The 21,273-nt window shown below is 75.7% G+C and carries 25 protein-coding genes; 9 read left to right on the top strand and 16 right to left on the bottom strand.

The window, feature by feature from the left end:
• Positions 1-112 precede the first annotated feature (112 nt).
• From ACFO3M_RS16570 to ACFO3M_RS16560, 3 genes are read left to right on the top strand one after another with little or no spacing between them, the layout of a single operon-like run.
• Entirely contained in the window at positions 113-1,612 is a 1,500-nt protein-coding gene (locus tag ACFO3M_RS16570; RefSeq protein WP_387991110.1) for an FdrA family protein, read from the top strand.
• Positions 1,609-3,024: a YlbE family protein gene (locus ACFO3M_RS16565; protein WP_387991107.1), complete on the top strand. Its 1,416-nt coding sequence runs from the start codon at positions 1,609-1,611 to the stop codon at positions 3,022-3,024. Before ACFO3M_RS16570 ends, ACFO3M_RS16565 begins: the two co-directional genes overlap by 4 nt.
• 49 nt (positions 3,025-3,073) lie before the next feature.
• Entirely contained in the window at positions 3,074-3,676 is a 603-nt protein-coding gene (locus tag ACFO3M_RS16560) for a hypothetical protein (RefSeq protein ID WP_387991104.1), read from the top strand.
• Between the two features lie 20 nt (positions 3,677-3,696).
• Here ACFO3M_RS16560 and ACFO3M_RS16555 read toward each other — a convergent pair whose 3' ends face one another.
• Entirely contained in the window at positions 3,697-4,461 is a 765-nt protein-coding gene (locus ACFO3M_RS16555; protein ID WP_387991101.1) for a DUF2470 domain-containing protein, read from the bottom strand.
• 65 nt (positions 4,462-4,526) lie between these two features.
• Here ACFO3M_RS16555 and rpsD point away from each other — a divergent pair, with 65 nt between their 5' ends.
• Positions 4,527-5,129 carry a 30S ribosomal protein S4 gene (gene rpsD, locus ACFO3M_RS16550; RefSeq protein WP_387991098.1) on the top strand — a complete coding sequence of 201 codons (603 nt, stop codon included), beginning with the start codon at positions 4,527-4,529 and terminating at the stop codon, positions 5,127-5,129.
• Here the strand turns inward: rpsD and ACFO3M_RS16545 are convergent.
• The 12 genes from ACFO3M_RS16545 to ACFO3M_RS16490 form a co-directional block, all read right to left on the bottom strand.
• The gene (locus tag ACFO3M_RS16545; protein ID WP_387991095.1) at positions 5,117-5,788 is read right to left on the bottom strand and encodes a 3-oxoacid CoA-transferase subunit B; all 672 of its coding nucleotides are present in this window, start codon (positions 5,786-5,788) and stop codon (positions 5,117-5,119) included. The genes rpsD and ACFO3M_RS16545 overlap by 13 nt on opposite strands.
• On the bottom strand, positions 5,785-6,453 hold the full coding sequence (locus tag ACFO3M_RS16540; protein ID WP_387991092.1) for a 3-oxoacid CoA-transferase subunit A: 669 nt from the start codon (positions 6,451-6,453) through the stop codon (positions 5,785-5,787). Before ACFO3M_RS16540 ends, ACFO3M_RS16545 begins: the two co-directional genes overlap by 4 nt.
• 163 nt (positions 6,454-6,616) lie before the next feature.
• A complete protein-coding gene (locus ACFO3M_RS16535; protein WP_387991089.1) occupies positions 6,617-6,880 on the bottom strand; it encodes a hypothetical protein in 264 nt (87 codons plus the stop codon).
• A 12-nt stretch (positions 6,881-6,892) separates the two neighbouring features.
• Positions 6,893-8,047 (bottom strand): SRPBCC family protein, encoded by a 1,155-nt coding sequence (locus ACFO3M_RS16530; protein ID WP_387991086.1) that lies wholly within the window; start codon positions 8,045-8,047, stop codon positions 6,893-6,895.
• Complete coding sequence (locus tag ACFO3M_RS16525; RefSeq protein WP_387991083.1) at positions 8,044-9,729, bottom strand: hypothetical protein; 1,686 nt, start codon at positions 9,727-9,729, stop codon at positions 8,044-8,046. Before ACFO3M_RS16525 ends, ACFO3M_RS16530 begins: the two co-directional genes overlap by 4 nt.
• Positions 9,730-9,822: 93 nt before the next feature.
• Positions 9,823-10,575, bottom strand: coding sequence for a GvpL/GvpF family gas vesicle protein (locus tag ACFO3M_RS16520; RefSeq protein WP_387991080.1), 753 nt, complete (start codon positions 10,573-10,575; stop codon positions 9,823-9,825).
• Between the two features lie 2 nt (positions 10,576-10,577).
• Positions 10,578-11,021: a gas vesicle structural protein GvpA gene (locus ACFO3M_RS16515; RefSeq protein WP_456929695.1), complete on the bottom strand. Its 444-nt coding sequence runs from the start codon at positions 11,019-11,021 to the stop codon at positions 10,578-10,580.
• A complete protein-coding gene (locus ACFO3M_RS16510) occupies positions 11,018-11,392 on the bottom strand; it encodes a gas vesicle protein K (RefSeq protein WP_387991077.1) in 375 nt (124 codons plus the stop codon). The genes ACFO3M_RS16515 and ACFO3M_RS16510 overlap by 4 nt, the downstream gene beginning before the upstream one ends.
• Positions 11,389-11,601 carry a gas vesicle protein GvpJ gene (gene gvpJ / locus ACFO3M_RS16505; protein ID WP_387991074.1) on the bottom strand — a complete coding sequence of 71 codons (213 nt, stop codon included), beginning with the start codon at positions 11,599-11,601 and terminating at the stop codon, positions 11,389-11,391. The genes ACFO3M_RS16510 and gvpJ overlap by 4 nt, the downstream gene beginning before the upstream one ends.
• Positions 11,594-12,631, bottom strand: a complete 1,038-nt coding sequence (locus ACFO3M_RS16500; RefSeq protein WP_387991071.1) for a GvpL/GvpF family gas vesicle protein — start codon at positions 12,629-12,631, stop codon at positions 11,594-11,596. Before ACFO3M_RS16500 ends, gvpJ begins: the two co-directional genes overlap by 8 nt.
• Complete coding sequence (locus ACFO3M_RS16495; protein ID WP_387991068.1) at positions 12,628-13,080, bottom strand: gas vesicle protein; 453 nt, start codon at positions 13,078-13,080, stop codon at positions 12,628-12,630. Before ACFO3M_RS16495 ends, ACFO3M_RS16500 begins: the two co-directional genes overlap by 4 nt.
• On the bottom strand, positions 13,077-13,358 hold the full coding sequence (locus tag ACFO3M_RS16490; protein WP_387991065.1) for a gas vesicle protein GvpO: 282 nt from the start codon (positions 13,356-13,358) through the stop codon (positions 13,077-13,079). The genes ACFO3M_RS16495 and ACFO3M_RS16490 overlap by 4 nt, the downstream gene beginning before the upstream one ends.
• A gap of 124 nt (positions 13,359-13,482) precedes the next feature.
• On the opposite strand from ACFO3M_RS16490, the gene ACFO3M_RS16485 reads away from it, so the two are divergent.
• Together ACFO3M_RS16485 and ACFO3M_RS16480 are read left to right on the top strand one after the other, a co-directional pair.
• Positions 13,483-14,025 (top strand): RNA 2'-phosphotransferase, encoded by a 543-nt coding sequence (locus ACFO3M_RS16485; RefSeq protein ID WP_387991062.1) that lies wholly within the window; start codon positions 13,483-13,485, stop codon positions 14,023-14,025.
• A 125-nt stretch (positions 14,026-14,150) separates the two neighbouring features.
• Positions 14,151-14,336: a hypothetical protein gene (locus tag ACFO3M_RS16480; RefSeq protein WP_387991059.1), complete on the top strand. Its 186-nt coding sequence runs from the start codon at positions 14,151-14,153 to the stop codon at positions 14,334-14,336.
• Between the two features lie 42 nt (positions 14,337-14,378).
• Here the strand turns inward: ACFO3M_RS16480 and bar are convergent, their stop codons facing one another.
• Both bar and ACFO3M_RS16470 read right to left on the bottom strand, forming a co-directional pair.
• Positions 14,379-15,482, bottom strand: coding sequence for a barbiturase (bar, locus tag ACFO3M_RS16475; RefSeq protein WP_387991056.1), 1,104 nt, complete (start codon positions 15,480-15,482; stop codon positions 14,379-14,381).
• A 132-nt stretch (positions 15,483-15,614) separates the two neighbouring features.
• Positions 15,615-16,568: a carbamate kinase gene (locus ACFO3M_RS16470; protein WP_387991053.1), complete on the bottom strand. Its 954-nt coding sequence runs from the start codon at positions 16,566-16,568 to the stop codon at positions 15,615-15,617.
• Between the two features lie 124 nt (positions 16,569-16,692).
• Between ACFO3M_RS16470 and ACFO3M_RS16465 the strand changes: the two genes are divergently transcribed.
• On the top strand, positions 16,693-17,133 hold the full coding sequence (locus ACFO3M_RS16465) for an SRPBCC family protein (protein WP_387991050.1): 441 nt from the start codon (positions 16,693-16,695) through the stop codon (positions 17,131-17,133).
• Between the two features lie 3 nt (positions 17,134-17,136).
• Here the strand turns inward: ACFO3M_RS16465 and ACFO3M_RS16460 are convergent, their stop codons facing one another.
• Positions 17,137-17,955, bottom strand: a complete 819-nt coding sequence (locus ACFO3M_RS16460; RefSeq protein ID WP_387991047.1) for a PHP domain-containing protein — start codon at positions 17,953-17,955, stop codon at positions 17,137-17,139.
• Between the two features lie 78 nt (positions 17,956-18,033).
• Here ACFO3M_RS16460 and ACFO3M_RS16455 point away from each other — a divergent pair, with 78 nt between their 5' ends.
• On the top strand, positions 18,034-20,259 hold the full coding sequence (locus ACFO3M_RS16455; RefSeq protein ID WP_387991044.1) for a RecQ family ATP-dependent DNA helicase: 2,226 nt from the start codon (positions 18,034-18,036) through the stop codon (positions 20,257-20,259).
• Positions 20,260-20,299: 40 nt separating this feature from the next.
• The gene (locus ACFO3M_RS16450) at positions 20,300-20,932 is read left to right on the top strand and encodes an alpha-ketoglutarate-dependent dioxygenase AlkB (RefSeq protein WP_387991041.1); all 633 of its coding nucleotides are present in this window, start codon (positions 20,300-20,302) and stop codon (positions 20,930-20,932) included.
• Positions 20,933-21,273 lie beyond the last annotated feature (341 nt).

Genomic DNA, 21,273 nt, shown 5'->3' with positions numbered 1-21,273 from the left:
TCACGCGACACGCGGGCGCGAAAGTGCCTCAGCGCTAAATGTTCGACCGGAAACAAGATCGTTGCGCCGCCGATATCTCACCGCTGAGGGATCTCCCGGTACGGTCGGCGGGGTGAGCGATCCAGGCCCCGGAGAGGGCGTCCGGCACGTCTCCCTGCGCAGCGGCGTCTACGCCGACTCGGTGCGGTTGATGCAGGTCAGCCGCGACGTCGGCGCCCGGGAGGGGGTGACCGCCGTCCTCGTCGCCATGGCCACGCCGCTCAACGTCGAGCTCGCCGCGGGCATGGGGCTGGCGCCCGCGGAGACCCCCGCGCCCGACCAGCTGCTCATCGCCGTCCGGGCCGTGGACGACGACGCGCTGGCCGCCGCGGTGGCCGCCGTCGACGCCGCCCTGGCCGAGCGCGAGCGCTCCCGCGCCACCGCCGACGCCCAGCCGGCCCGCACGATCGGCGCCGGCCTCGACGACCTCGAGCCGGGGACCCCGGCACTGGCGATCGTGAGCGTCCCCGGGCAGTACGCCGCGCTCGAGGCCGCCGACGCGATCGCCGCCGGCCGCAGCGTGCTGGTCTTCTCCGACGGCGTCCCGGTCGAGCAGGAGGTCGCGCTCAAGCGCGCCGCGCACGCCGCCGGCGTCCTGGTCATGGGCCCCGACTGCGGCACCGCGATCGTGTCCGGCGTCGCGCTCGGCTTCGCCAACGTGGTGCGCCCCGGGCCGGTCGGCGTCGTCGCGGCGTCGGGGACCGGCGCGCAGCAGGTGTCCTGCCTGCTCGACGCGGCCGGCGTCGGCGTCTCGCACGTGATCGGCGTCGGCGGGCGCGACCTGTCCGAGGCCGTCGGCGGCCTGGCCACCCTCGACGCGCTGGCGGCGCTGGACGCCGACCCGGCCACCGAGCGGGTGCTCGTGGTCTCCAAGCCGCCGGCGCGGTCGGTGGCCGAGGCCGTGGAGCGGGCCGCCGCGGGGCTGTCCACGCCGGTCCGGTCGGCCGCCCTGTCGCCGGAGACGCCGGACCTCACCGCCGCCGTCGAGGCGCTGCTGACCGACATGGGCCTCGACGTCCCCGTCTGGCCCTCGCGGCCCGGCCCGGCGGAGGCCGCGCTGCCCGGGGCGGTGCTCAAGGGCCTCTACTCCGGCGGCACGTTGGCCGACGAGGCGATGCTCCTCGCCGCCCCCGTGCTCGGCGACGTCCGGTCCAACACCCCGCTGCGGCCCGAGCTGGACCTCGGGACGGACCTGTCCGCCCGCGGCCACGTCGTCGTCGACTTCGGCGACGACGCCCTCACCGTCGGCCGCGCCCACCCGATGATCGACCCGACGCTGCGGCTGGAGGCGATCGAGCGGCTGGCCGCCTCGGGCGAGCCCGCCGTGCTGCTGCTCGACGTCGTCCTCGGCCACGGCGCCGACGCCGACCCGGCGGCGGCCCTCGCCCCGGCGCTGGCCGCCGCGCGCGAGCGCGCGCACCTGCCGGTGGTGGTCGCGCTGGTCGGCACCGAGGCCGACCCCCAGGGCTGGAGCCGGCAGGCCGACGCCCTCGCCGCGGCCGGTGCCGCGGTCTTCGCCTCCAACGCCGCGGCCACGCGGTACGCCCTCGACCTGCTGGGAGCGCAGCGATGAGCCTGGGTGGTCTGCTGGACGGCCCGCCGGCGGTGGTGGCCGCGGGTGTCGACGTCTTCTCCGGCGCGCTGCGCGCCCAGGGGGCGTCGGTGGCCGACGTCGACTGGCGGCCACCCGGCTTCGGCGACGCCGGCGACCTCGCCGCGCTGGCGCTGGACCCGCGACGGGCGGCGGCCAACCGGACGGCGGTCGAGCGGGTGCTCGCCGCCGGGTCGGTGCTGGTCGACGTCCGCCCGGCCCGGGAGGTGCTCGGCCTCGAGGGGCGCACGCTGCTCCACTCCGGCCCGCCGCTGACCTGGGAGGCGGCGTCGGGGCCGATGCGCGGGGCGCTGATCGGCGCCTGCCTGTTCGAGGGCTGGGCGTCCACGGTGGCCGACGCCGAGGCGCTGCTCGCGTCCGGCGGCGTGGAGCTCGAGCCGTGCCACCACCGCTCCGCCGTCGGCCCGATGGCCGGGGTGACCTCGCCGTCGATGTGGGCGTGGTGCCTGGAGGACCCGGTGGGCGGCGGCCGGGCCTACTGCAACCTCAACGAGGGCCTGGGCAAGGTGCTGCGGATGGGCGCCTTCGGCGAGGAGGTGCTCACCCGGCTGGCCTGGATGCGCGACGTCCTCGGCCCGCTGCTGGCCCGCGCGGTGCGCTCGATGGCCGAGCCGCTGGACGTCAAGGCCGTGCTCGCGCAGATGCTGCAGATGGGCGACGAGGGGCACAACCGCAACCGCGCCGGATCGCTGATGACCCTGCGCGAGCTGTCCCCGGCGCTGGTCGCCCTCGACGCACCGTCGGACGACGTCGCGGCGGCGCTGCGCTTCATCGGCGGCAACGAGCACTTCTTCCTCAACCTCGGCATGCCGGCGGCGAAGCTGGCGATGGACGCCGCCCGCGACGTCCCGGGCTCGACGCTGGTCACCGTCATGGCGCGCAACGGCACCGAGTTCGGCGTGCAGACCGCCGGCACCGGCGACCGCTGGTTCACCGGCCCCGCGCAGACGCCGGTCGGCCTGTTCCTCGGCGACTACGGCCCCGAGGACGCCAACCCCGACATCGGCGACTCCGCAATCATGGAGACCTACGGCGTCGGCGGGTTCTCGATGGCCGCCGCGCCGGCGATCGTGCGGTTCGTCGGGGGCACCGTGCCCGACGCGCTGGCCACGACCGAGCGGATGTACCAGCTCACCCTGGCCGAGAACCCGGCGATGGCCATCCCCATCCTCGGCTTCCGCGGCGCCCCGACCGGCATCGACGTCCTCGCCGTGGCCCGCACCGGCTGGCTGCCGCAGATCAACACCGGCATGGCCGGGCGGGTGGCCGGCACGGGTCAGGTGGGCGCGGGCCTCGTGCAGCCGCCGCGGGAGTGCTTCGAGCAGGCGCTGGCCGCCCTCGCCGAGGAGGCCCGCGCGGCGACCGCGGCCTGACCCGGGTCCCGCTTGCCGGGCCCGGCGGGGACCGGCCAGGCTGCGGCGCATGGGGACCAGCGCCCGGCCGGACGACGGACCGGACGACGCCCTGCGACGGACGGGTGCGCCGCAGAACGAGATGCCGGTGGCCCTGCCGCAGAACGTGCTGCTCGCCCGCACCGACGACGCCGTGGTGGCCCTGTTGGGGATGCAGGTCTACTCGACGGGCCTGGCGTTCGACCTCGGCGTCCGGATCCGGCCGGGGAGCCTGTCCGGGGCCGAGCTCCACGAGGTGCTCTGGCGGCCCGGCGTGCCACCGCTGCTCCTGGGGCTCGAGCTGGCCGACGGCACGCGGGTGGACAACGTCGGCGAGCCCGGGCAGGGCGGGGACGTCGTCCTCACCCAGGGGAGCGGCTCGGGCAGTGAGAACTCCGTCGACCACTCCTGGTGGTTGTCCCCGCTGCCGCCGGCCGGGCCGCTGACGGTGGTCGTGCGGTGCCCGGAGCTCGGTGTCCCGGAGACCAGCACGGTGCTCGACGGGACGGCGATCCGCGAGGCCGCCGACCGGGCGGTCACGCTGTGGCCCTGGGAGCCCCCTCGACGGCGCGGCCCCGACCTGCCGCCCTCCCCACCGGAGATCCCGGAGGACAGCTGGTTCGCCCGCCGCTGACCGGAGATCCCGCGGGACCGCTAGGCCGGGCCGCAGGCGAGCAGGGTGTCCAGCGCGGCGGCCAGGCCCTCCCCGCCGGTCAGCGGGGCCCGGAACGGCACGCGCAGGTCGTGGCAGGAGTGCCGCGCCTCGACGCGGAACCGCACCCCGTGCCGGTCCAGCCCGAGCAGGCGGACGTCGTCGCGCGGGCCGGCCCAGGCCCGCACCCGGCCGCGCAGGGTGTCCAGCGCACCGGCGTGCACGGTGGCGAGGCCGGACTCGTCGGCGCTCACCGGGTCAGGCCGCGCGTCCGCGAACTCCTCGGGCTCGACCTCCGACGACGTCCCGGCGTCGGTGAGCAGCACCTCGGCGAGGTCCAGGCGCAGCAGCACCGCGCCCAGGCCGACGTCGAGCAGCGCGTCCGAGGGGCGGACGTCGGCGAGGTCGAGCAGGGCCGCCTGCACGCCGGCCGGGTGCACCGGGGTCAGCCAGCCGGACAGCTCCACCTGCCCGCGCACCGGGTGCTGCACCGGGAAGGGCGTGCGGTCGGTGACGGTCAGCCGCGCCGGCAGGTCGCCCAGGGGCGAGGTCCGCAGCGCCGTCGCCAGGCGCCCGTCCGCGGGGACGACGACGAGCACCTGCCCGGACGCCGTCGTCCCGGTGACCGTGACCTCGACCGCGCCGACGCCGACCGCGTGCAGCGCCGCCGAGGCCCGGGCGGCCACCGTGCGGGCGCGCTCGGCGGGGGAGGGCTGCGGGATGCCGGTGGTGCCCGAACCGGCGCGGGAGGAGGGGCCGGCGGTCATCGATCACCTCGGGTGTCGGGATGGGGGTAAGGTGAACCTAACCTAACTCGACGACGGAGGTCCCGTTGAACACCCCGCGCCCCAAGGTCCGGCTCAGCCGCCGGCTCGGCCTGCCGCTCACCCCGAAGGCCGTGAGCTACTTCGAGCGCCGCCCGTACCCGCCGGGCGAGCACGGCCGCAAGCGCAAGCAGCAGAGCGACTACTCGACCCGGCTGCTGGAGAAGCAGCGGCTGCGGGCGCAGTACGACGTCAGCGAGACCCAGCTGCGCCGGGCGTTCGACCGGGCCCGGCGCACCGGCGGCAAGACCGGCGAGGCGCTGATCCAGGACCTCGAGTCGCGGCTGGACGCCACGGTGCTGCGGGCCGGGTTCGCGCGGACCATCTACCAGGCCCGCCAGTTCGTCACCCACCGGCACGTGCTGGTCAACGGCCGCCGGGTGGACCGCCCGTCCTACCGGCTGCGCCCGGGCGACTGGATCTCGATCGCCGAGGGGTCGCGGACCCGGGAGCCGTTCCAGGTCGCCGCGTCCGGCGCGCACGCCACCGCCCCGGCCTACCTCGAGGTGCGGCTGGCCGACCTCACCGCCCGGGTGGAGCGCGTGCCCGCCCGCGAGGAGGTCCCGGTGGTCTGCGAGGAGCAGCTGGTCGTGGAGTACTACTCCCGCTGACCCGGCACCAGCACCCCGACGTCGTCGGCGAAGGACAGCCGGGCGGCCGTGGCGCCCTGCAGGTCGTCGCGGCCGAGCCCGGCCACCATCTCGCGCACGAGGAACCCCTCGGCGGTGACGTCGAGGACGGCGAGGTCGGTGTAGACGCGGTCGACCACGCCGGCGGCGGTGAGCGGGTAGGTGCAGCGCGGCACGAGCTTGGGCTCGCCGGCCTTCGTCGTGTGCGTCGTCATCACCAGCACCCGCTTCGCGCCGACGGCGAGGTCCATCGCGCCGCCGACCGCCGGCGGGTGCGAGGCGTCGTCGGTGGCCCAGTTGGCGAGGTCGCCGTGCTCGGAGACCTGGAAGGCGCCGAGCACGGTCAGGTCGACGTGGCCGCCGCGCATCATGAGGAACGCGTCGGTGTGGTGGAAGAACGCCCCGCCGGGCAGGAGGGTCACCGGCTGCTTGCCGGCGTTGATCAGCTCGGGGTCCTCCTCGCCCGGTGCCGGGGCGGGACCCATGCCGAGGATCCCGTTCTCCGAGTGGTAGACGACCTCCCGGTCGTCCCCGACGCAGTCGGCGACCAGCGTGGGCAGGCCGATGCCGAGGTTCACGTAGGCGCCGTCGGGGATGTCCCGGGCGATCCGCCGTGCGACGTCCCGCGTGTCCAGCCTCACGCCTCGCCCACCTCCACGACGCGGTCCACGAAGATCCCCGGCGTCACGATCACCTCCGGGTCCAGCGCACCCAGCTCCACGAACTCGTCCACCTGGACGACGGTCAGCGCGGCCGCCGCGGCCATCGTCGGGCCGAAGTTCCGCGCGGCGGTGCGGTAGACGAGGTTGCCCCAGCGGTCGGCGCGCGCGGCCCGGACCAGGGCGACGTCGCCGGGCAGGGGCTCCTCGAAGACGTGCCGGCGGCCGTCGATCACCCGCACCTCCTTGCCCTCGGCGAGGCGGGTGTCGGCACCGGTCGGGGTGAAGAACCCGCCGAGGCCCGCGGCCGCCGCGCGCATCCGCTCGCTGAGCGTGCCCTGCGGGACCAGCTCGAGCTCCACCTCGCCGGCGCGCCAGCGCTCCTCGAACCAGACCGAGCCGGCCGAGCGCGGGTAGGAGCAGACGATCTTGCGCACCCGCCGCTCGCGCAGCAGCGCCGCGACGTCGGTCTCGCCGGAGCCGGCGTTGTTGGTGACGACGGTGAGGTCGGTGGTCCCCTGGTCGAGCAGCGCGTGCACCAGCTCCACCGGGACGCCGGAGGCGCCGAACCCGCCGATGAGCACGGTCGCGCCGTCCTCGATGCCCGCGACGGCGTCGGCCAGTGACCCGACCCGCTTGTCGATCATCCGCACCTCTCCGGTCCGTCGGCGTGCCCCGACGCTAACCGGCCGGCGCGCGCCCGGCTCCACCCGCCGGGGTCGTGGTTCCGCGGACCCTCCTGAGCGCGGAGACGCCACCGGCCGGCGCCGGGTGCCGTGAGGGCCCCGACGCCGGCCGGTGACGGTCGGTTCAGCTGGACAGGCGGACCAGCCGCTGGATCAGCGACCGGCTGGGGAACCGGTCCTGGCGGATCTTGTCCAGCAGGATCTCCGCGTACTCCTGCTTGCGCCACGGCGTGAGGAGCGCCTCGACGTCGTCCATCATCGTCGCCGACGGGTAGTGGTCGGTCTCGATCTTCTCCAGGAGGACGTCGAGGACCTCCTCCCGGACGCTGAGCGAGATCGCCGCCTCACGCAGGGACGCGGGGACCTCGCCGTTCTCGGTCTGCGACACCGTCGCCTCCTCTCAGCGGGTCCCGGCGGGTGCTGCCCGCCGCGCCCGTCGCCGCGGGGGCGCGCCGCCCCCGGATCCGTCGCCGGAGGATGCCCCCGCGGGGACCGGCTCCTCCTCGGGAGCCTCCTCCGGGGCCTCCTCGGGAGCCTCCTCCTCCTCGGGCTCCTCCTCAGCGCCCTCCTCGCCGGCCTCCTCCTCGCCGGCTTCCTCCTCGCCGGCTTCCTCCTCGTCGTTCCCGGCTTCCTCGTCGTAGCCGGTCTCGTCCTGGTCCTCGGCCTCTTCCGGGGACTCGGCACCGGTCTCGTCCGGCTCCGGCTCGTCGGGTCCGCGGACCACCTCGCCGTCCCGGATCTCCCCACGCCAGCTGCCGGTGGCCTCGCCGCGCATCATGATGAAGCGCCGGAAGTGCTTGAGGTCCAGCCGGGCGCGGCGACCCTGGGCCCGCCAGATGTTGCCGGTCTTCTCGAACAGGCCCTGCGGGTAGTACTCCATGACCAGCAGGACCTGCGTGAGGTCGTCGGCGAGCGGGTGGAACGTGATGACGCCCTTGGTCGTGCCCTTGGCGCCCTCGGTGGTCCAGACGATCCGCCGGTCCGGGATCTGCTCGGTGACGGTGGCCTTCCAGTTCCGCCGGGACTTGAACACCTTCACCCGCCAGTTGCTGGACACCTCGTCGGCCTGGTCGACCGAGTCGACGCCCTTCATGAAGCTGGCGAACTCCTGGTACTGCGTCCACTGGTCGTAGGCGACGTTCACCGGGACGCCGACGTAGACGTCCTCGACGATGTTGACGAACTTCTTGTTGCCGCCGGCCCCGCCGCCCTTGCGGAAGACGCCCTTGATCTTCTCCTTGATGCCGGAGCCCACGCCGCCGAGCACCGCCTTGACCGGGCTGTCGCCCTCGGCCAGCCGGGAGATGGCCCCGGTGGCGGCGGGGGCGACGAAGCCGCCGCCCTCGGCCTTCTCCTTGAGGTTGTCGGTGACGCCGCCGACCTTGCTGCCGAGCGACTTCACCGCGTCGGTGGCGCGGGCCTTGGCGTAGTCCTTCGCCGCGTCACCGAGGCGGCCGATCACGGGGTTGCTGGCGAGCCCGCCGAGCAGGCCCCCGCCACCTCCGCCACCGCCGCCGCCGGTGTCCTGGTTCTCCTGGTTCTCCGTGCTGGTCATGCCCGGGTTCCTTCCGTGCGCGGACGACGGGGTGAGCGGCCCTGCGGCCGGGCGCGGCGTGCCGGCTCGGCCTCGTTCTGGCGGCCCTCGTCACGGCCGGCGGCCTCCTGGCCGCCGCCGGACGCGGCCTCGCCGGTCTGCCGGGACCGTCGGCGGGGGGCATCGGCGGGCTGCTGCCCCCGGTCGCCCTTGGCCCCGCGGGCCCGGCCACCCTCCTGGCGGCTCTGCGGACGCCGGGCCCCACGGCGCGGCGGCAGCGGGGTCTCCTGCGGGGTCTCGTCCTCGCCGGTGCCGGCGTCGTCCGACTCGGCGCTGTCCGACTCGGCGCTGTCCGACTCGGCGGTGTCATCACCCGGCGAGCCACCGGCCTGGCCCGGGTCGACGTCGACGTCGGCGTGGCCGGGGTCGGGGGTGCGGTCCTCGCTGTCGCCCTCGTCCTCGCCCTCGTCCTCGCCCTCGTCCTCCGTGGACGTGGCGTCCTCGGCCGTGGCCTCGTCGGACTCCTCGTCCTCGTCGGAGCTGTCGCCCTCCGCGGTGAGGCCGGTGTCGCCCTCGGCCTCGTCCTCGTCGGACTCCTCGTCCTCGTCGGACTCCTCGTCCTCGTCGGAGGTGTCGTCCTCGGCGGTGAGGTCGCCCTCGGCCTCGTCCTCGGCGTCCCCCTCGTCCTCGTCGGACTCCTCGTCCTCGTCGGAGGTGTCGTCCTCGGCGGTGAGGTCCTCGTCCCCCTCGTCCTCCGCCTCGTCCTCCGCCTCGTCCTCGTCGCCCTCCTCGTCGTCGTAGGCGTCCTCGTCGTCCTCGTAGTCGTCCTCGTCGGACTCGGCGTCCTCGTCGGCCGTGTCGTCCTCGGCGGTGAGGTCCTCGTCCGCCTCGTCCTCCGCCTCGTCCTCCGCCTCGTCCTCCGCCTCGTCCTCCGCCTCGTCCTCGTCGGACTCCGCCTGGTCCTCGTCGGACGCGGTCTCGGACTCGCCGGTGTCCTCCGCGACCCCGGCGTCCTCGGACTCGTCCGCCTCGGTGTCCTGGTCCTCAGCGGTGTCCTGGTCCTCGGTGTCCTGGTCCTCGGTGTCCTGGTCCTCGGTGTCCTGGTCCGCGGTGTCCTGGTCCGCGGACCCGGCGGTGTCCTCGTCACCGGCCTTGCCGGAGTCCTCGGCGGTGTCCTCCTCCTGGCCCTTGCCCTTGCCGGTGATCGCCCGGAGGCCACGGCGCAGCACGCCGGTGCCCGACTCGGCCGCGCCGCCCGCGGCGCCGCCCGCGGCGCCGGCCGCCTTGCCGGCGGTGTCGGTGGCCGTGGAAGCGGCCTCGCCGGCGGTGTCGGTGGCCTTGAGCGCCGCCTCGCCCACGGTGTCGGCGGCCTTCCCGGCCTTCTCGTTCAGGGCGGCCGTGCGCTGCTCCAGCGCCTTGGTCAGCGCCGCGAGCTGGGTGTCGAAGGTGGCCGTCGCCGCGCTCCTGCCGGCCTGGAGCAGGGGACCGCGCAGCTGGGTCAGCAGCTCCTTGGCCTCGTTGCTGCTGGCGACGGACAGGAGGGCCTCACGCAGGAGGCGCTTGGGGTCCAGGGCGGACTGCGAGCCGGCGACCCACATGGCGAAACTGAGTGCGGCCCGGCCCTTCTTCATGCGGCCCAGCAGGTAGCCACCGAGCGTGGCGGCCCCCAGCTTGAGCACGGACGGGGTGGGACTCTCGGTCACAGTGGTCCTCTTCTCCCACCAGGGACCCGGTCCCCGGTGCACCTGGTCGATCGACTGCCGCCGGCCCCCGTACCGACGGTGTGCTGCTTTCCCTCACCACCCCCATCGCGAACGGGGTGCGGGCTGCGAACCCACGACCACGTCGTCCAGGAAGCTGTAGACGGGCATCGGGCCCACGTACTCGACGCTCGCGCTGCCGGCGGCGGCCTCCCGCAGCCGGGCGACCGTGGCGTCGGCGTCGTCCAGCCGGTCGCGCCGGACCAGGTACGCCGTCCGCGACACCTGGTCGTCGACGTGCAGCTCGCGCGACTGCTCGGCCACCCCGGACAGCTCCTGCGTCCAGGTGGCGGCGAGCTCGGCCTGCAGGTCGGCGACGCGCGCGGCCACGGCCTCGCCCACCGCCATCCGGTCGGCCAGCGAGGCCCCCGGCACCCGGGCGCGCGCGGCGAGCCGCGCGATGTCCGGGTCGTCGCGGCTCACCGCGGCGACCGAGGCGTCGGTGTCGAAGTCGAGGTCCAGCCGCAGCTCGACCAGGTCGGCCACGGCGGCCAGGCGCTGGGCCAGCTCGTCCGCCGACGGCTCGAGCACCTCGGCCCGGACGGCGTCCTCGTCGGGCGCGACGGTCCCGAACGGCAGCGGCAGCACCGGGACGGTCACGACCAGGGCCACCAGCAGGTCGAGGTGCGCGACGGCGTCGTCGCCCACCAGGTCGCCGTCCGGCGCGTCGGACACCACCGCCGCCAGCGGACCGGCGACGACGGCGCGCGGCTGCTGCAGCCGGCCGGGCGGCACCCGGCCGACGGCGGGGGCGTCGGACTCACGGACGACGCCGTGGACGAGCAGCACCGTCAGCTCCGGTTCTGCGGCCGCCGCGACGCCGGGGCACCGCGCTCGCCGCCGCCGCGCGAGCCGCCGTCGCCCTCCTCCTCGCGGTTCCGGTCGCGGCCGGTGAGGGAGCCGATGACGTCCTGCGCGGTCTCCCGGGCGCCGCTCAGGGCTCCTTTCGTCGCCGACTTCGGCCCACCCTGTGTCACCTCGCGGATGAGGCCGGGCAGGCCCGCGACCTGGTCCTGCGGCTGCAGGTCCAGCCGGTTGACCGCCTCGGCGAAGCGCAGGTAGGTGTCGACGCTGGCGATGACGATCCGCGCGTCGATGGTGAGCAACTCGATGCCCACCAGCGCCACGCGCACGTACGCGTCGATGACGATGCCCTTGTCGAGGACGACGTCGAGGACGTCCGCGAGGCCGCTGGGCCGGGGGGCGCGGTTGACGGAGGACGTGGACATGGTCATGGCTGTCTCCTGCTCGGGTCGGGGTCAGGGGGCCGTGCTCGGGTGCCCGTGGTGCCACCGCGCGCCAGCGCGGTGAGGTCGAGGGGCAGGTACAGGTCCTCGGGGACGACGCCGAACGCGTCGATCAGCTCGTCGAAGGTGGCCTCCAGGTCGATCAGCGCCCGGCCGAGCTGCTCGACCTGGGCGTCGGTGAGGTCGCCGGCGTCCACCCGCCGCAGCGCCTGGCGCTCGACGACCTGGCGGACGACCTCCAGCAGGGACACGACCAGCCGCCCCAGCGAGCGGCCGACCTCCTCGCCGCTGCCCTCGAGGCGGCGGGCGGCGCCGGACGGTCCCCTCCGCCGCGGTGGCGGGAGGTCGGGGCCGGTCACCGGAGGGCCTCCGTGCCGGCCGGCTGCGGCTCCCGGGGCTGGACGGCGGTGAGCAGCAGGCGCAGGTCCAGCCGGACCAGGTCGATGCCGGCCAGGGTGATGACGACGTCCCCGCCGACGTAGGCGCCGCGCTGCAGCACCCGGTCGAGCAGCTCGACCAGGCTCGTGCCCCGGGTGTCCCCGCCGAGGATGCCGGTCCGCTCAGCCACCGTGGCCCTCCGCGGTCAGCGCGGCGAAGGAGTACGGCGGCCAGGGGCCACTGACCTCCAGCGCGAGTCCGTCGTCCTCGAGCTCGGTCCGGAGGTCCCCGACCGCGGCGAGGAACGCCTCCTCCGCGTCCGGCACCACCAGGCAGGCGAGGTCGAGCAGCAGCCCGGATGCCGGCGCGGCGCCGCGGTGCAGGCACTCCCGGACGTGCGGGTCCAGCGCCTGCTCGAGCCGGTCGGCCGCCCGGGCGGCGTCGCGGGCGGCCTCCTCCCGCTCGCGCAGCGCCTGCCGGCGCCGGGCCAGGTACGCGGTGCCGGTCAGCTCCTCCCGGTCGGGCCGGGACCCGCCGTCGGCGGTCTCCTCGCCGCCGGCCGGGCGGACCAGCCGGACGCCCCACTCGCGGGCGTCGCCGATGCGGGTCAGCTGCTCGCGGGCCACGGCGGCGTGCTCGGCCAGGAGGCGGCGGGCGGCCGTCTCGTCGGGGACGGCGGTGCCCAGCCGCAGCGGCAGCACCGGACCGGCGGCGACGGCGGCCCGGACGACGGCGTCGTGGCCGCGGGCCAGCAGCGCCAGCCGCCCGCCCTCGGACAGGTCGTCGGGGTCGACCTCCAGGTCGGCCCGCGGCACGCGGCGCACGAGCAGGCCGAGGTCGCCGTCGGTGACCAGTTCGAGGGGGCGCCCGCCGTGGGGGGCGCCGGGCGGGTCCGCGGGCACCGGGAGGTCGGCGGGGGCCAGCGCGAAGGCGTACAGCACCTCGCCCGGCAGCGGGGCCGCGTCGGTCCGGGGCGGGGGCACGGGAGGCGGGGCCGGCTCGGGCGGCGCGGCGGGCTCCGGGCGTGCGGCGGCGGCCGGCGCGGGGGCCGCACCCGCGGCCCGGCCGGCGAGGACCTCCGCCACCAGGGCGTCGGCGACCAGGCCGGCCAGCCGCTCGACCGCCAGTTCACGGCCCCGGACGACCGCGTCCGCCAGCACGTCGGGGCCCAGCTCGCGGGCCACCCGGGTGAGGCGGTCGGGGACGTCGGGGCCGGTCACGGCTGCTCGGCTCCCCGCCGCTCCGGCGCCCCGTCCGTCGCCTCGTCCGAGGCCGCCGGGCCGGCCTCGAGGCCCTGCCGGCGGACCAGGTCCTCCAGCTCGGCGACGCGCGCCCGCAGCGCGGCGACCTCGCCGTCGTCGCGCTCGCCGTCGTCGCGCTCGCCGTCGTCGCGCTCGCCGCTCTCGACGGCCGGCGCGGGCCGGCCGGAGAAGAACGGGTCGTGGCTCCACCAGTCCAGGCCCATCTCGCGGGCGGTCTCCGCGGAGGACACGAACAGGCGCAGCTTCAGGGTCAGCAGCTCGATGTCGAGGATGTTCACGACGATGTCGCCGGCGATGACGATGCCCTTGTCGAGCACCCGCTCGAGCACGTCGGCCAGCGAGTCGGGCTGCCGGCCGAGCGCTCCGCTGCCGACGCCGACCTGCCGGCGGGCGACGGGGCCGCTCATGCCTGGTCCACCTGGCCCCGGCTGAAGCGGCGCAGCCGCTCGAACCCGGTCAGCGTGCCGGAGCCGTCCATGTCGACCCGGTAGGTCGCCATGACGCTCGTCGTGGTGGGGATGCGCTCGAGCTCGACGACGTCGACCAGCACGGACCACCCGTCGCCGTCCCGGCGCACGCCGGTGGTGGCGACGGGTTCGAGGCCCGTCAGAGCCATGAACTGCTCCAACGCGCCCCGGACGGCGCCCACGAGTCCCCCGTGACCCTCGCGATGATCCGTGTCCATGGAAGGCCCACTTCACTCGTCGAATGATCAGGATGCGCCTCTACCCTGCCCCCTTCCAGGGGAAACGGGTAGATCACGGACCGGTCACGGTGCACCGGGGCCGGTCCCGGGGCACCGCTGACCCGTGGACGTCGTCGGGGTGAGCAAGCGGTTGTCCTACGTCCTGCGGCACCGGCCCGACAGCGTCGGCATCGCCCTCGACGAGGCCGGCTGGGTCGACGTCGACGTGCTGCTGGCCGCTCTCGCCGCGCACGGCACGCCGCTGACCCGCGGGGACCTCGACCGCGTCGTCGCCGGGAACGACAAGCGGCGCTTCGCCTACGACCCGGGCGGCACCCGCATCCGCGCCAGCCAGGGGCACAGCGTGCCGGTCGCGCTCGGGTACGCGGCCGAGTCGCCGCCGGCCGTGCTGTTCCACGGCACCCCGGTGCGCCACCTGCCGTCGATCCTCACCGAGGGGCTGCGGCCGGGCCGCCGGCACGCGGTGCACCTGAGCCCCGACGAGGCGACCGCCCGGACGGTCGGGGAGCGCCGGGGCCGCGCCGCCGTCCTCCGCGTCGACGCGGCGGGGCTGGCCGCCACCGGGGCGGTGTTCACCCGGTCGGCCAACGGCGTGTGGCTGGTCGACGCCGTCCCGCCGGCCTTCCTGGCCGTCCTCGACGGATGACCCCGGCTGCCGTCCCCGGACCGCCGCCGGGGCCGGTGCGGCCGAGGACGGGCGGTGATCCGCGACGTCGTCGTCGGGGAGCCGTCCCCCGGCGAGTGGGCCGACGCCGAGATCCGAGGAGTCCCGTGCGCATCGACCTCTCCGGCCGCACCGCGGTCGTCACCGGCTCGTCCCGGGGCATCGTCGCCGGTCGGCCGCGACCTGCCCTGGAAGGAGGCGCAGGGGCGGTTCACACCTCGCCGCCGGCCTCGGCCACCACGGGCGGCGCGCTGCGCGTCGACGGCGGCTGCGTCGACGCGATCCTGCCGTGAGCGGGACCCGCGGGGGAGCGCCCCGCGGGTCCCGCGCCGGCCTCAGGCCCTGACGATCGCCGCGACCGGGCCGCCGCCCGACGGGCCCTGGTGCACCGCTGCCACGGACACGAACACCGCCGGGTCGCCGGTCACCGACGCCGCGACGCCCCCGACGGTCGCCTTGATCTGCCGGTGCCAGAAGACGTCGGAGTCGTCGAGCATCGCGTTGCGCCGGCCGCGGACGTAGCCGGTCGGGTCGGCCTCGCACTTGAGGAAGACGTTGACCAGCCGGTCGCCGAGGTCGCTGACGTGCGGGCGCTCGGGCAGGTCGAGGCCGGCCTGGCGGATGGCGTCCCAGATGCCGTCCTGGTCCAGGGCGTCCTTCATCACCGAGTGGCCGATGCGGTAGTTCCCGCCGTGCCCGCGCGCGTTGCCGACGACGACGATCTGCGCCCGGTCGAGCTCCACGCCCGACGAGCACGAGGCGACGGCGCTGTACAGGGACAGGTCGCGCATGACCTGCTCCTGCTCGGGCATCTCGATCTCGCCGAGCGCCACCGCGATGCCCAGCGCCGTCGTGCCGTTGGACAGGTCCATCGAGCCGTGCGGCTCGTCGTAGTAGGTGTCCTTGCCGCGGTTCTTCGCGTCGCGGATGGTCTCGATGGTGAGCAGCGGCGTCTTGGTCTGCACGTAGTGGACGTCGGCCGGGTCGGTGATCCCGGCGGCCTCCATCGCGCGGCGCACGCCCTCGGCGACCTTCTCCACCATCGCGATGCGGCCGATGTCCTCGGGGAGGATGACGTCGCTCATCGCGTAGCCCACGGTCAGCCGCGGCTCGTCGGTCTTCTCGACGGCGTCCTCGGGCAGCGTCGCGAAGATCGTCGCGTGCGGGCTGATCACGCCGTCGGTGCCGCCGGACCACACGATCGGGATCTCGGCGACCTCCTCCTTCGACCGGCTGCCCTTCTCCAGCAGCACCTCGCGGAAGGCGCGGTCGGCGATGATCCGGGTGTAGTCGTTGACGCCGCCGTTGCCCTCGGTCTTGCCGATGACGGCGACGACCCGGTCGGCCTCCATGACGCCGTCGTCGATGAGCTTGGCCAGCTCGCTGGCGTCGCTCACGTTGTGCAGCGGGACCTTGCGGACCTCGATCGGTGCGGGCACGGGACCACTACTCCTTCGTTGTCGGGGTTCGGCCCTCCTGCAGGGTCCCGCCGCGAGCGTGCGAGCGGCGGGGGCAGGAGGGTCCTTCTGCTTCTCTGTGCGGCGGTGAGCACGTTCTCTGTGCAGCGGTCTCTATGCAGCGGTGACCACGGTGCCGACGGCGTCCCCGGTGACGGCGTCGGCGATGTTCTCGAGCGAGGTGACGACGGCGCGCTGGCCGCCGCCCTCCACGAAGCGCAGGACGGCCTCGACCTTGGGGCCCATGGAGCCCCGGGCGAACTGGCCCTCCCCGGCGTGCGCGCGGAGCTCGGCCACCGTGACCCGGCCGAGCGGGCGCTGGGACGGCGTCCCGAAGTCGACCATCACGTTCGCGACATCGGTGGCGATCACCAGGGTGTCGGCCTCCAGGTCGCGCGCCAGGACGGCGGCGGTGAGGTCCTTGTCGATGACGGCCTCGACGCCCCGCAGGGCGGCGCCGTCCCCACCGTCGTCCGTCACCGGGATGCCCCCGCCACCGGCGCAGACGACGACGAAGCCGGCCGCGGCGAGGGCGTGGATCGCGGGGGAGTCGACGACCGACCGCGGCTCGGGCGAGGCGACCACCCGCCGCCAGCCCCGCGGGCCGCGGTCCTCCCAGACCTGGCCGAGGGAGACGAACCGCTCGGCCTCCTCGCGCGGGAGGAAGCGGCCGACCGGCTTCGACGGCTCGCGGAAGTGCGGGTCGTCCGCGTCGACCAGGGTGCGTGTGACCAGCCCGGCGGTGCGCTGGGGCAGCCCCCGGGCGGCCAGGGCCGCGTCCAGCTCGTCGGCGACGGTGAAGGCGATGGTGGCCTGGGTCTGCGCGACGTTCCAGTCCAGCGGCACCGGCGGCACGACGTGCGCGGCGAGCTCGTTCTTGACCAGCAGGTTGCCCACCTGCGGGCCGTTGCCGTGGGTGAGCACCACCTCGACCCCGGCGGCCACCACCTCGGCGACGTGGCCGGCCGCCTCGCGGATCGCGTTCCGCTGGGCCTCCGGGGTGGCCGAGCCGTCGGCACCGGTCATGGCGTTGCCCCCGAGGGCGATCACCACGCGGCGGGACGTCACCCCGGCGACCCTAGCGGCGTTTCTCTTAGCGGTGAAGTAGTTGCCGGGACCTCCTACCCCTCGCGCGGTCCCCGATCGCGGGACCATCCGGGCAGGAGCGGGGGCCGCCAGGAGGGAGACGGCGATGCGGGTCCACTTCGGCTTCGACACCCGCGCCACCCCGGCCCAGGTCCGCGAGGCGTTCACCGACGTCGGCGACCGGCGGCTGGAGGTGTGGTCGAAGACCCTCGACCCGGCGAGGTACGAGGTCCGCGAGCAGGGCGAGGGCTGGGCCGTGCTGCGCGAGGGCAGCGCGGGCGTCCCGTTCTGGGTGCTGCTGCGCTACGAGTGGCCGGACCCGGACCGGGTCACCTGGACGCTGCTGGACAGCGACCACTGCGACCGCGGCACCGGCGAGGTCCGGATCACCCCGCGGGACGACGGCGGCAGCCACGTCGACGTGACGTGGCGCCACAGCGGCGGCCGCGGGCTGCGCGGGCGGGCGGTGCTGCTGGCCCAGGGCCTGATCGCCCCTGTCGCGCTCCCCCGGGTCTATCGCGCCGCCCTCGACCGGGCGGCCGGCTGAGCCTCAGCGGCGCCAGAAGTCGAAGCGGTCCCGCCCGGGCCGGAACCCGGCGGCCTCGACGACGTCGACGGCGAGGTCGAAGCGCTGGCCCACCGCGCCGGGCTGGTGGGCGTCGCTGCCGAAGCTGACCGCCTCGCCGCCCTCCTCGCGGAACCAGCGCACCTGGTCGACCGACGCCAGCGGGCTGCTCGTGTTCACCTCGAGCGCCCGGCCGGTCCCGGCCAGCGCGCGGAACACCGCCCGGTACTCCTCCTCGTAGTCCTTCTCCACGTACCGGTGCGCCCCGCCGGGCCAGTACCGCCGCGGGAAGTCCACGTGCGCGAGCACCTGGAAGACGTCGCTGCTCTCCACCATGTCGACGACCTCGGCCAGGTAGCGGCGCATCGTCCCGTCGGCGTCGGAGTAGAGCAGCTGCCCCACCCCGTACAGCCGGCCCTCGTGGTGCAGCGAGTGCAGTGACCCCAGGATCCGGTCGACCGGCGCGCCGGACAGGTGGGCGGCGACGCTGGACTCGAACAGGTGCGGCTCGCCGGCCTCGACGCCGGACCAGATGCGCAGCTCGGGGAACCGCTCGCGGACCTCGGTCAGCTCGGCCCAGTAGCCCTCGGTGTCGATCGGCTCGTGCCGCGAGGCGTGCCGGTCGACCAGGCCGAGGGTGGTGGCCCGGTCGTCGGGGCCCCACACGGTGAAGTCGAGGTGCTCGGTGAAGGCGATCGCCGGCAACCCCTGCGCCACGGCCTGCTCGCAGGCACGCGCCATCGTCACGCTGCTCGGGGTGTCCCACGACCACCCGGTGTGCACGTGGTTGTCCGGCGGTCGCATCGTCCCCATCCTGCCCGTCGTCCCCCGGTCCCGCTCGCACGGTCCCGCTGTCGGGGGACCCACCTACTGTCGGGGGCCATGAGCACCGCCGCGCCCCCGTCCGATCTGGCCGCCGAGGCCCTCGGCGTCCTCCGCGAGCTGACCGGCCGGCCCGACGCGGTGTTCCGCGAGGGGCAGGACGCCGCCGTCGCCGCGCTGGTCGAGCGGTCGGAGCGGGCGCTGGTCGTGCAGCGCACCGGCTGGGGCAAGTCGGCGGTGTACTTCGTGTCCACCGCGCTGCTGCGCCGCCGCGGCGCCGGGCCCACCCTGCTGGTCAGCCCGCTGCTCGCGCTGATGCGCGACCAGGTGGCCGCCGCGGCCCGCGCCGGCATCCGCGCGGTGGAGATCTCCAGCGCCAACGCCACCGAGTGGGACGACGTCGCCGCGCGCCTGGCCGCCGACGACGTCGACGTCCTGCTCGTCTCCCCGGAGCGGCTGACCAACCCGCGCTTCCGCGAGGAGCAGCTGCCCGGCCTGGTCGCCCGCTGCGGCCTGCTCGTCGTCGACGAGGCGCACTGCGTCTCCGACTGGGGCCACGACTTCCGTCCCGACTACCGCCGCATCCGCGACCTGCTCGGCACCCTGCCCGCCGGCACGCCCGTCCTCGCCACCACCGCCACGGCCAACGAGCGCGTCGTCGCCGACGTCGCCGAGCAGCTGGGCGCCGGCGGTGCCGGGGTGACGACGGTCCGCGGCCCGCTGGCGCGCGACTCGCTGCGCCTGGGCGTGCTGCGGCTGCCCACCGACCGCGCGCGGCTCGCCTGGCTGGCCGCCCACCTCGGCGACCTGCCGGGCAGCGGCATCGTCTACACGCTCACCGTCGCCGCGGCCGAGGAGACGGCGGGGCTGCTGCGCGACGCCGGGCACGACGTGCGCGCCTACACCGGCCGCCTCGACGACGCCGACCGCAAGGAGGCCGAGGAGGCGCTGCGGGAGAACCGGGTGAAGGCGCTGGTCGCCACCTCGGCGCTGGGCATGGGCTTCGACAAGCCCGACCTGGGCTTCGTCGTCCACCTCGGGGCGCCGTCGTCGCCGGTCAGCTACTACCAGCAGGTGGGCCGCGCCGGCCGCGCCGTCGACTCCGCCGACGTGCTGCTGCTGCCCGGCCCCGAGGACCTCGCCATCTGGCAGTGGTTCGCCACCTCGTCCATGCCGCGGGAGGACCACGCCGCGGCGGTGCTCTCGGCGATGGCCGACGGGAAGGCGTGGTCGGTGGCCCGGCTGGAGACCGTGGCCGACGTCCGCCGCTCGCGGCTGGAGCTGCTGCTGAAGGTGCTCGCCGTCGACGGCGCGGTGGAGCGGGTGCAGGGCGGCTGGCGGTCCACGGGCCGCCCGTGGGTCTACGACGCCGACCGCTACGCCCGCGTCGCCCGCACCCGGGAGGCCGAGCAGCGCGCGATGATCGCCTACGCGAAGCCCGTCGACGAGGCACGTTGCCGCATGGCGTTCCTCCAGGAGGCGCTCGACGACCCGACCGCGGCTCCCTGCGGCCGCTGCGACGTCTGCGCCGGCCCCTGGTACCCGACCGACGTCCCCGCCGGCGCGGCCGAGGCGGCCTCCGCGGCGCTGGACCGCCCGGGCGTCGAGCTCGCCCCGCGCGCCCAGTGGCCCACCGGCGCCGACCGGCTCGGCGTCGCGGTGAAGGGGAAGATCGCGCCGGCCGAGCAGGTCGACCCGGGCCGGGCGGTCGCCCGGCTCACCGACCTGGGCTGGGGCCAGCGGCTGCGCACCCTGCTCGGTGACGACGGCGTCGGTGGCACGGTGACCCTCGACCTCGAGGCGCCCGGCATCGAGGAGGACCCGGACGCCGCCTTCGACGTGCCGGTGCAGCGCTCGGTGTCCGACGTCCCGCCGGACGAGGACCTGCTGCGCGCCTGCGCCCGCGTGCTGGGCGCCTGGGACTGGGCCGAGCGACCGGCGGCGGTGGTCGCCGTCCCCTCGCGCCGCCGTCCGCGGCTCGTGACCGGGGCGGCGCAGGGCCTGGCCCGGCTGGGGCGGCTGCCGTACCTGGGTGAGCTGTCGCTCGCGCACGGCGGCCCGACCGGTGGCCCGGGCGGGAACAGCGCCTTCCGGCTGGCCGGGGTGTGGCAGCGGGTCGTCGTCGGGCCGGAGCTGCGGTCGCGGCTGGACGAGCTGGGGCCGGTGCCGGTGCTGCTCGTCGACGACCTCGCCGACTCGCGTTGGACGATGACCGTCGCCGGGCGGGAGCTGCGGCTCGCGGGGGCCTCCCGCGTCCTGCCCTTCGCGCTGGCGCTCACCGCCTAGGGACTCGTACACACGTTCGAGCGCCGCTAGCCTGCTCGGCATGACGCTCGCGCACCAGCCGTCGATGTTCGACGTCGCCGAGGAAGCCGCGCTCACCCCGCTCCGGGGCCGGGTGCGGCGGCACGCGCTCAGCCGCGGGGCGTGGGTCGACCACCTCCCCGGCTGGGTCGCGGGCTCCGACGAGGTCCTCGAGGTCCTGCTCGGCGACATCGGCTGGCGGGCCGACCGGCGGCAGATGTACGACCGCGAGGTCGCCGTCCCGCGGCTGCTCCGCTGGTACGGGCGCGGCGAGACGCTGCCGCACCCGCTCCTGACCGAGGCCCGCGCCGCGCTCGACGCGCACTACGCACCAGAGCTCGGCGAGCCGTTCGTCACCGCCGGCATGTGCCTCTACCGGGACGGCCGGGACAGCGTGGCCTGGCACGGCGACCGGCTGGGGCGCAGCCGCACGCAGGACACGATGGTCGCGATCGTCTCCTTCGGGTCGCCGCGGCCGCTGCTGCTCCGTCCGGCGGGCGGGGGCGGCGAGACCCTGCGCTTCCCGCTGGGGCACGGGGACCTGGTGGTCATGGGCGGCTCGTGCCAGCGCACCTGGGAGCACTGCATCCCGAAGACGACTCGGCCGGTCGGACCGCGGGTGAGCGTGCAGTTCCGTCCCGCCGGCGTGGTCTGACGCGGGCGTCCAGCAGCACGGCCGAGGCCGGGAAGACGGGCGCGCTGCGCGCTGTTGCACCTCGTGTCCGCTCGCCTGCCGACCGCGTGGCGAGCGACACGGGGACCCCCCCGTGCACGACCCCTCAGCGGCCGTGTAATGTTCTCTCTGCACCGAGCGAGAACGGACCGGGCCGGAAGGCCCGGGAAACCGCCGGGAGGGCCCGTGGGGCCGGACCGTTGCGGAGCCGGTGTTACAGTGGGGAACACCGCCTCGAACGAAGGCCTGGAAAGGCCGGGGTTCGAGCGCGTCCGCTCCTTGAGAACTCAACAGCGTGCCGAAAGTCAGTGCCAAGTAACAAA

The organism is Geodermatophilus arenarius (genome assembly GCF_042654585.1).
Classification (GTDB): Bacteria; Actinomycetota; Actinomycetes; order Mycobacteriales; family Geodermatophilaceae; genus Geodermatophilus; species Geodermatophilus arenarius.
The sequence above is the reverse complement of the archived record's forward strand: the minus strand, read 5'-3'. Positions and strand labels throughout refer to the sequence as shown.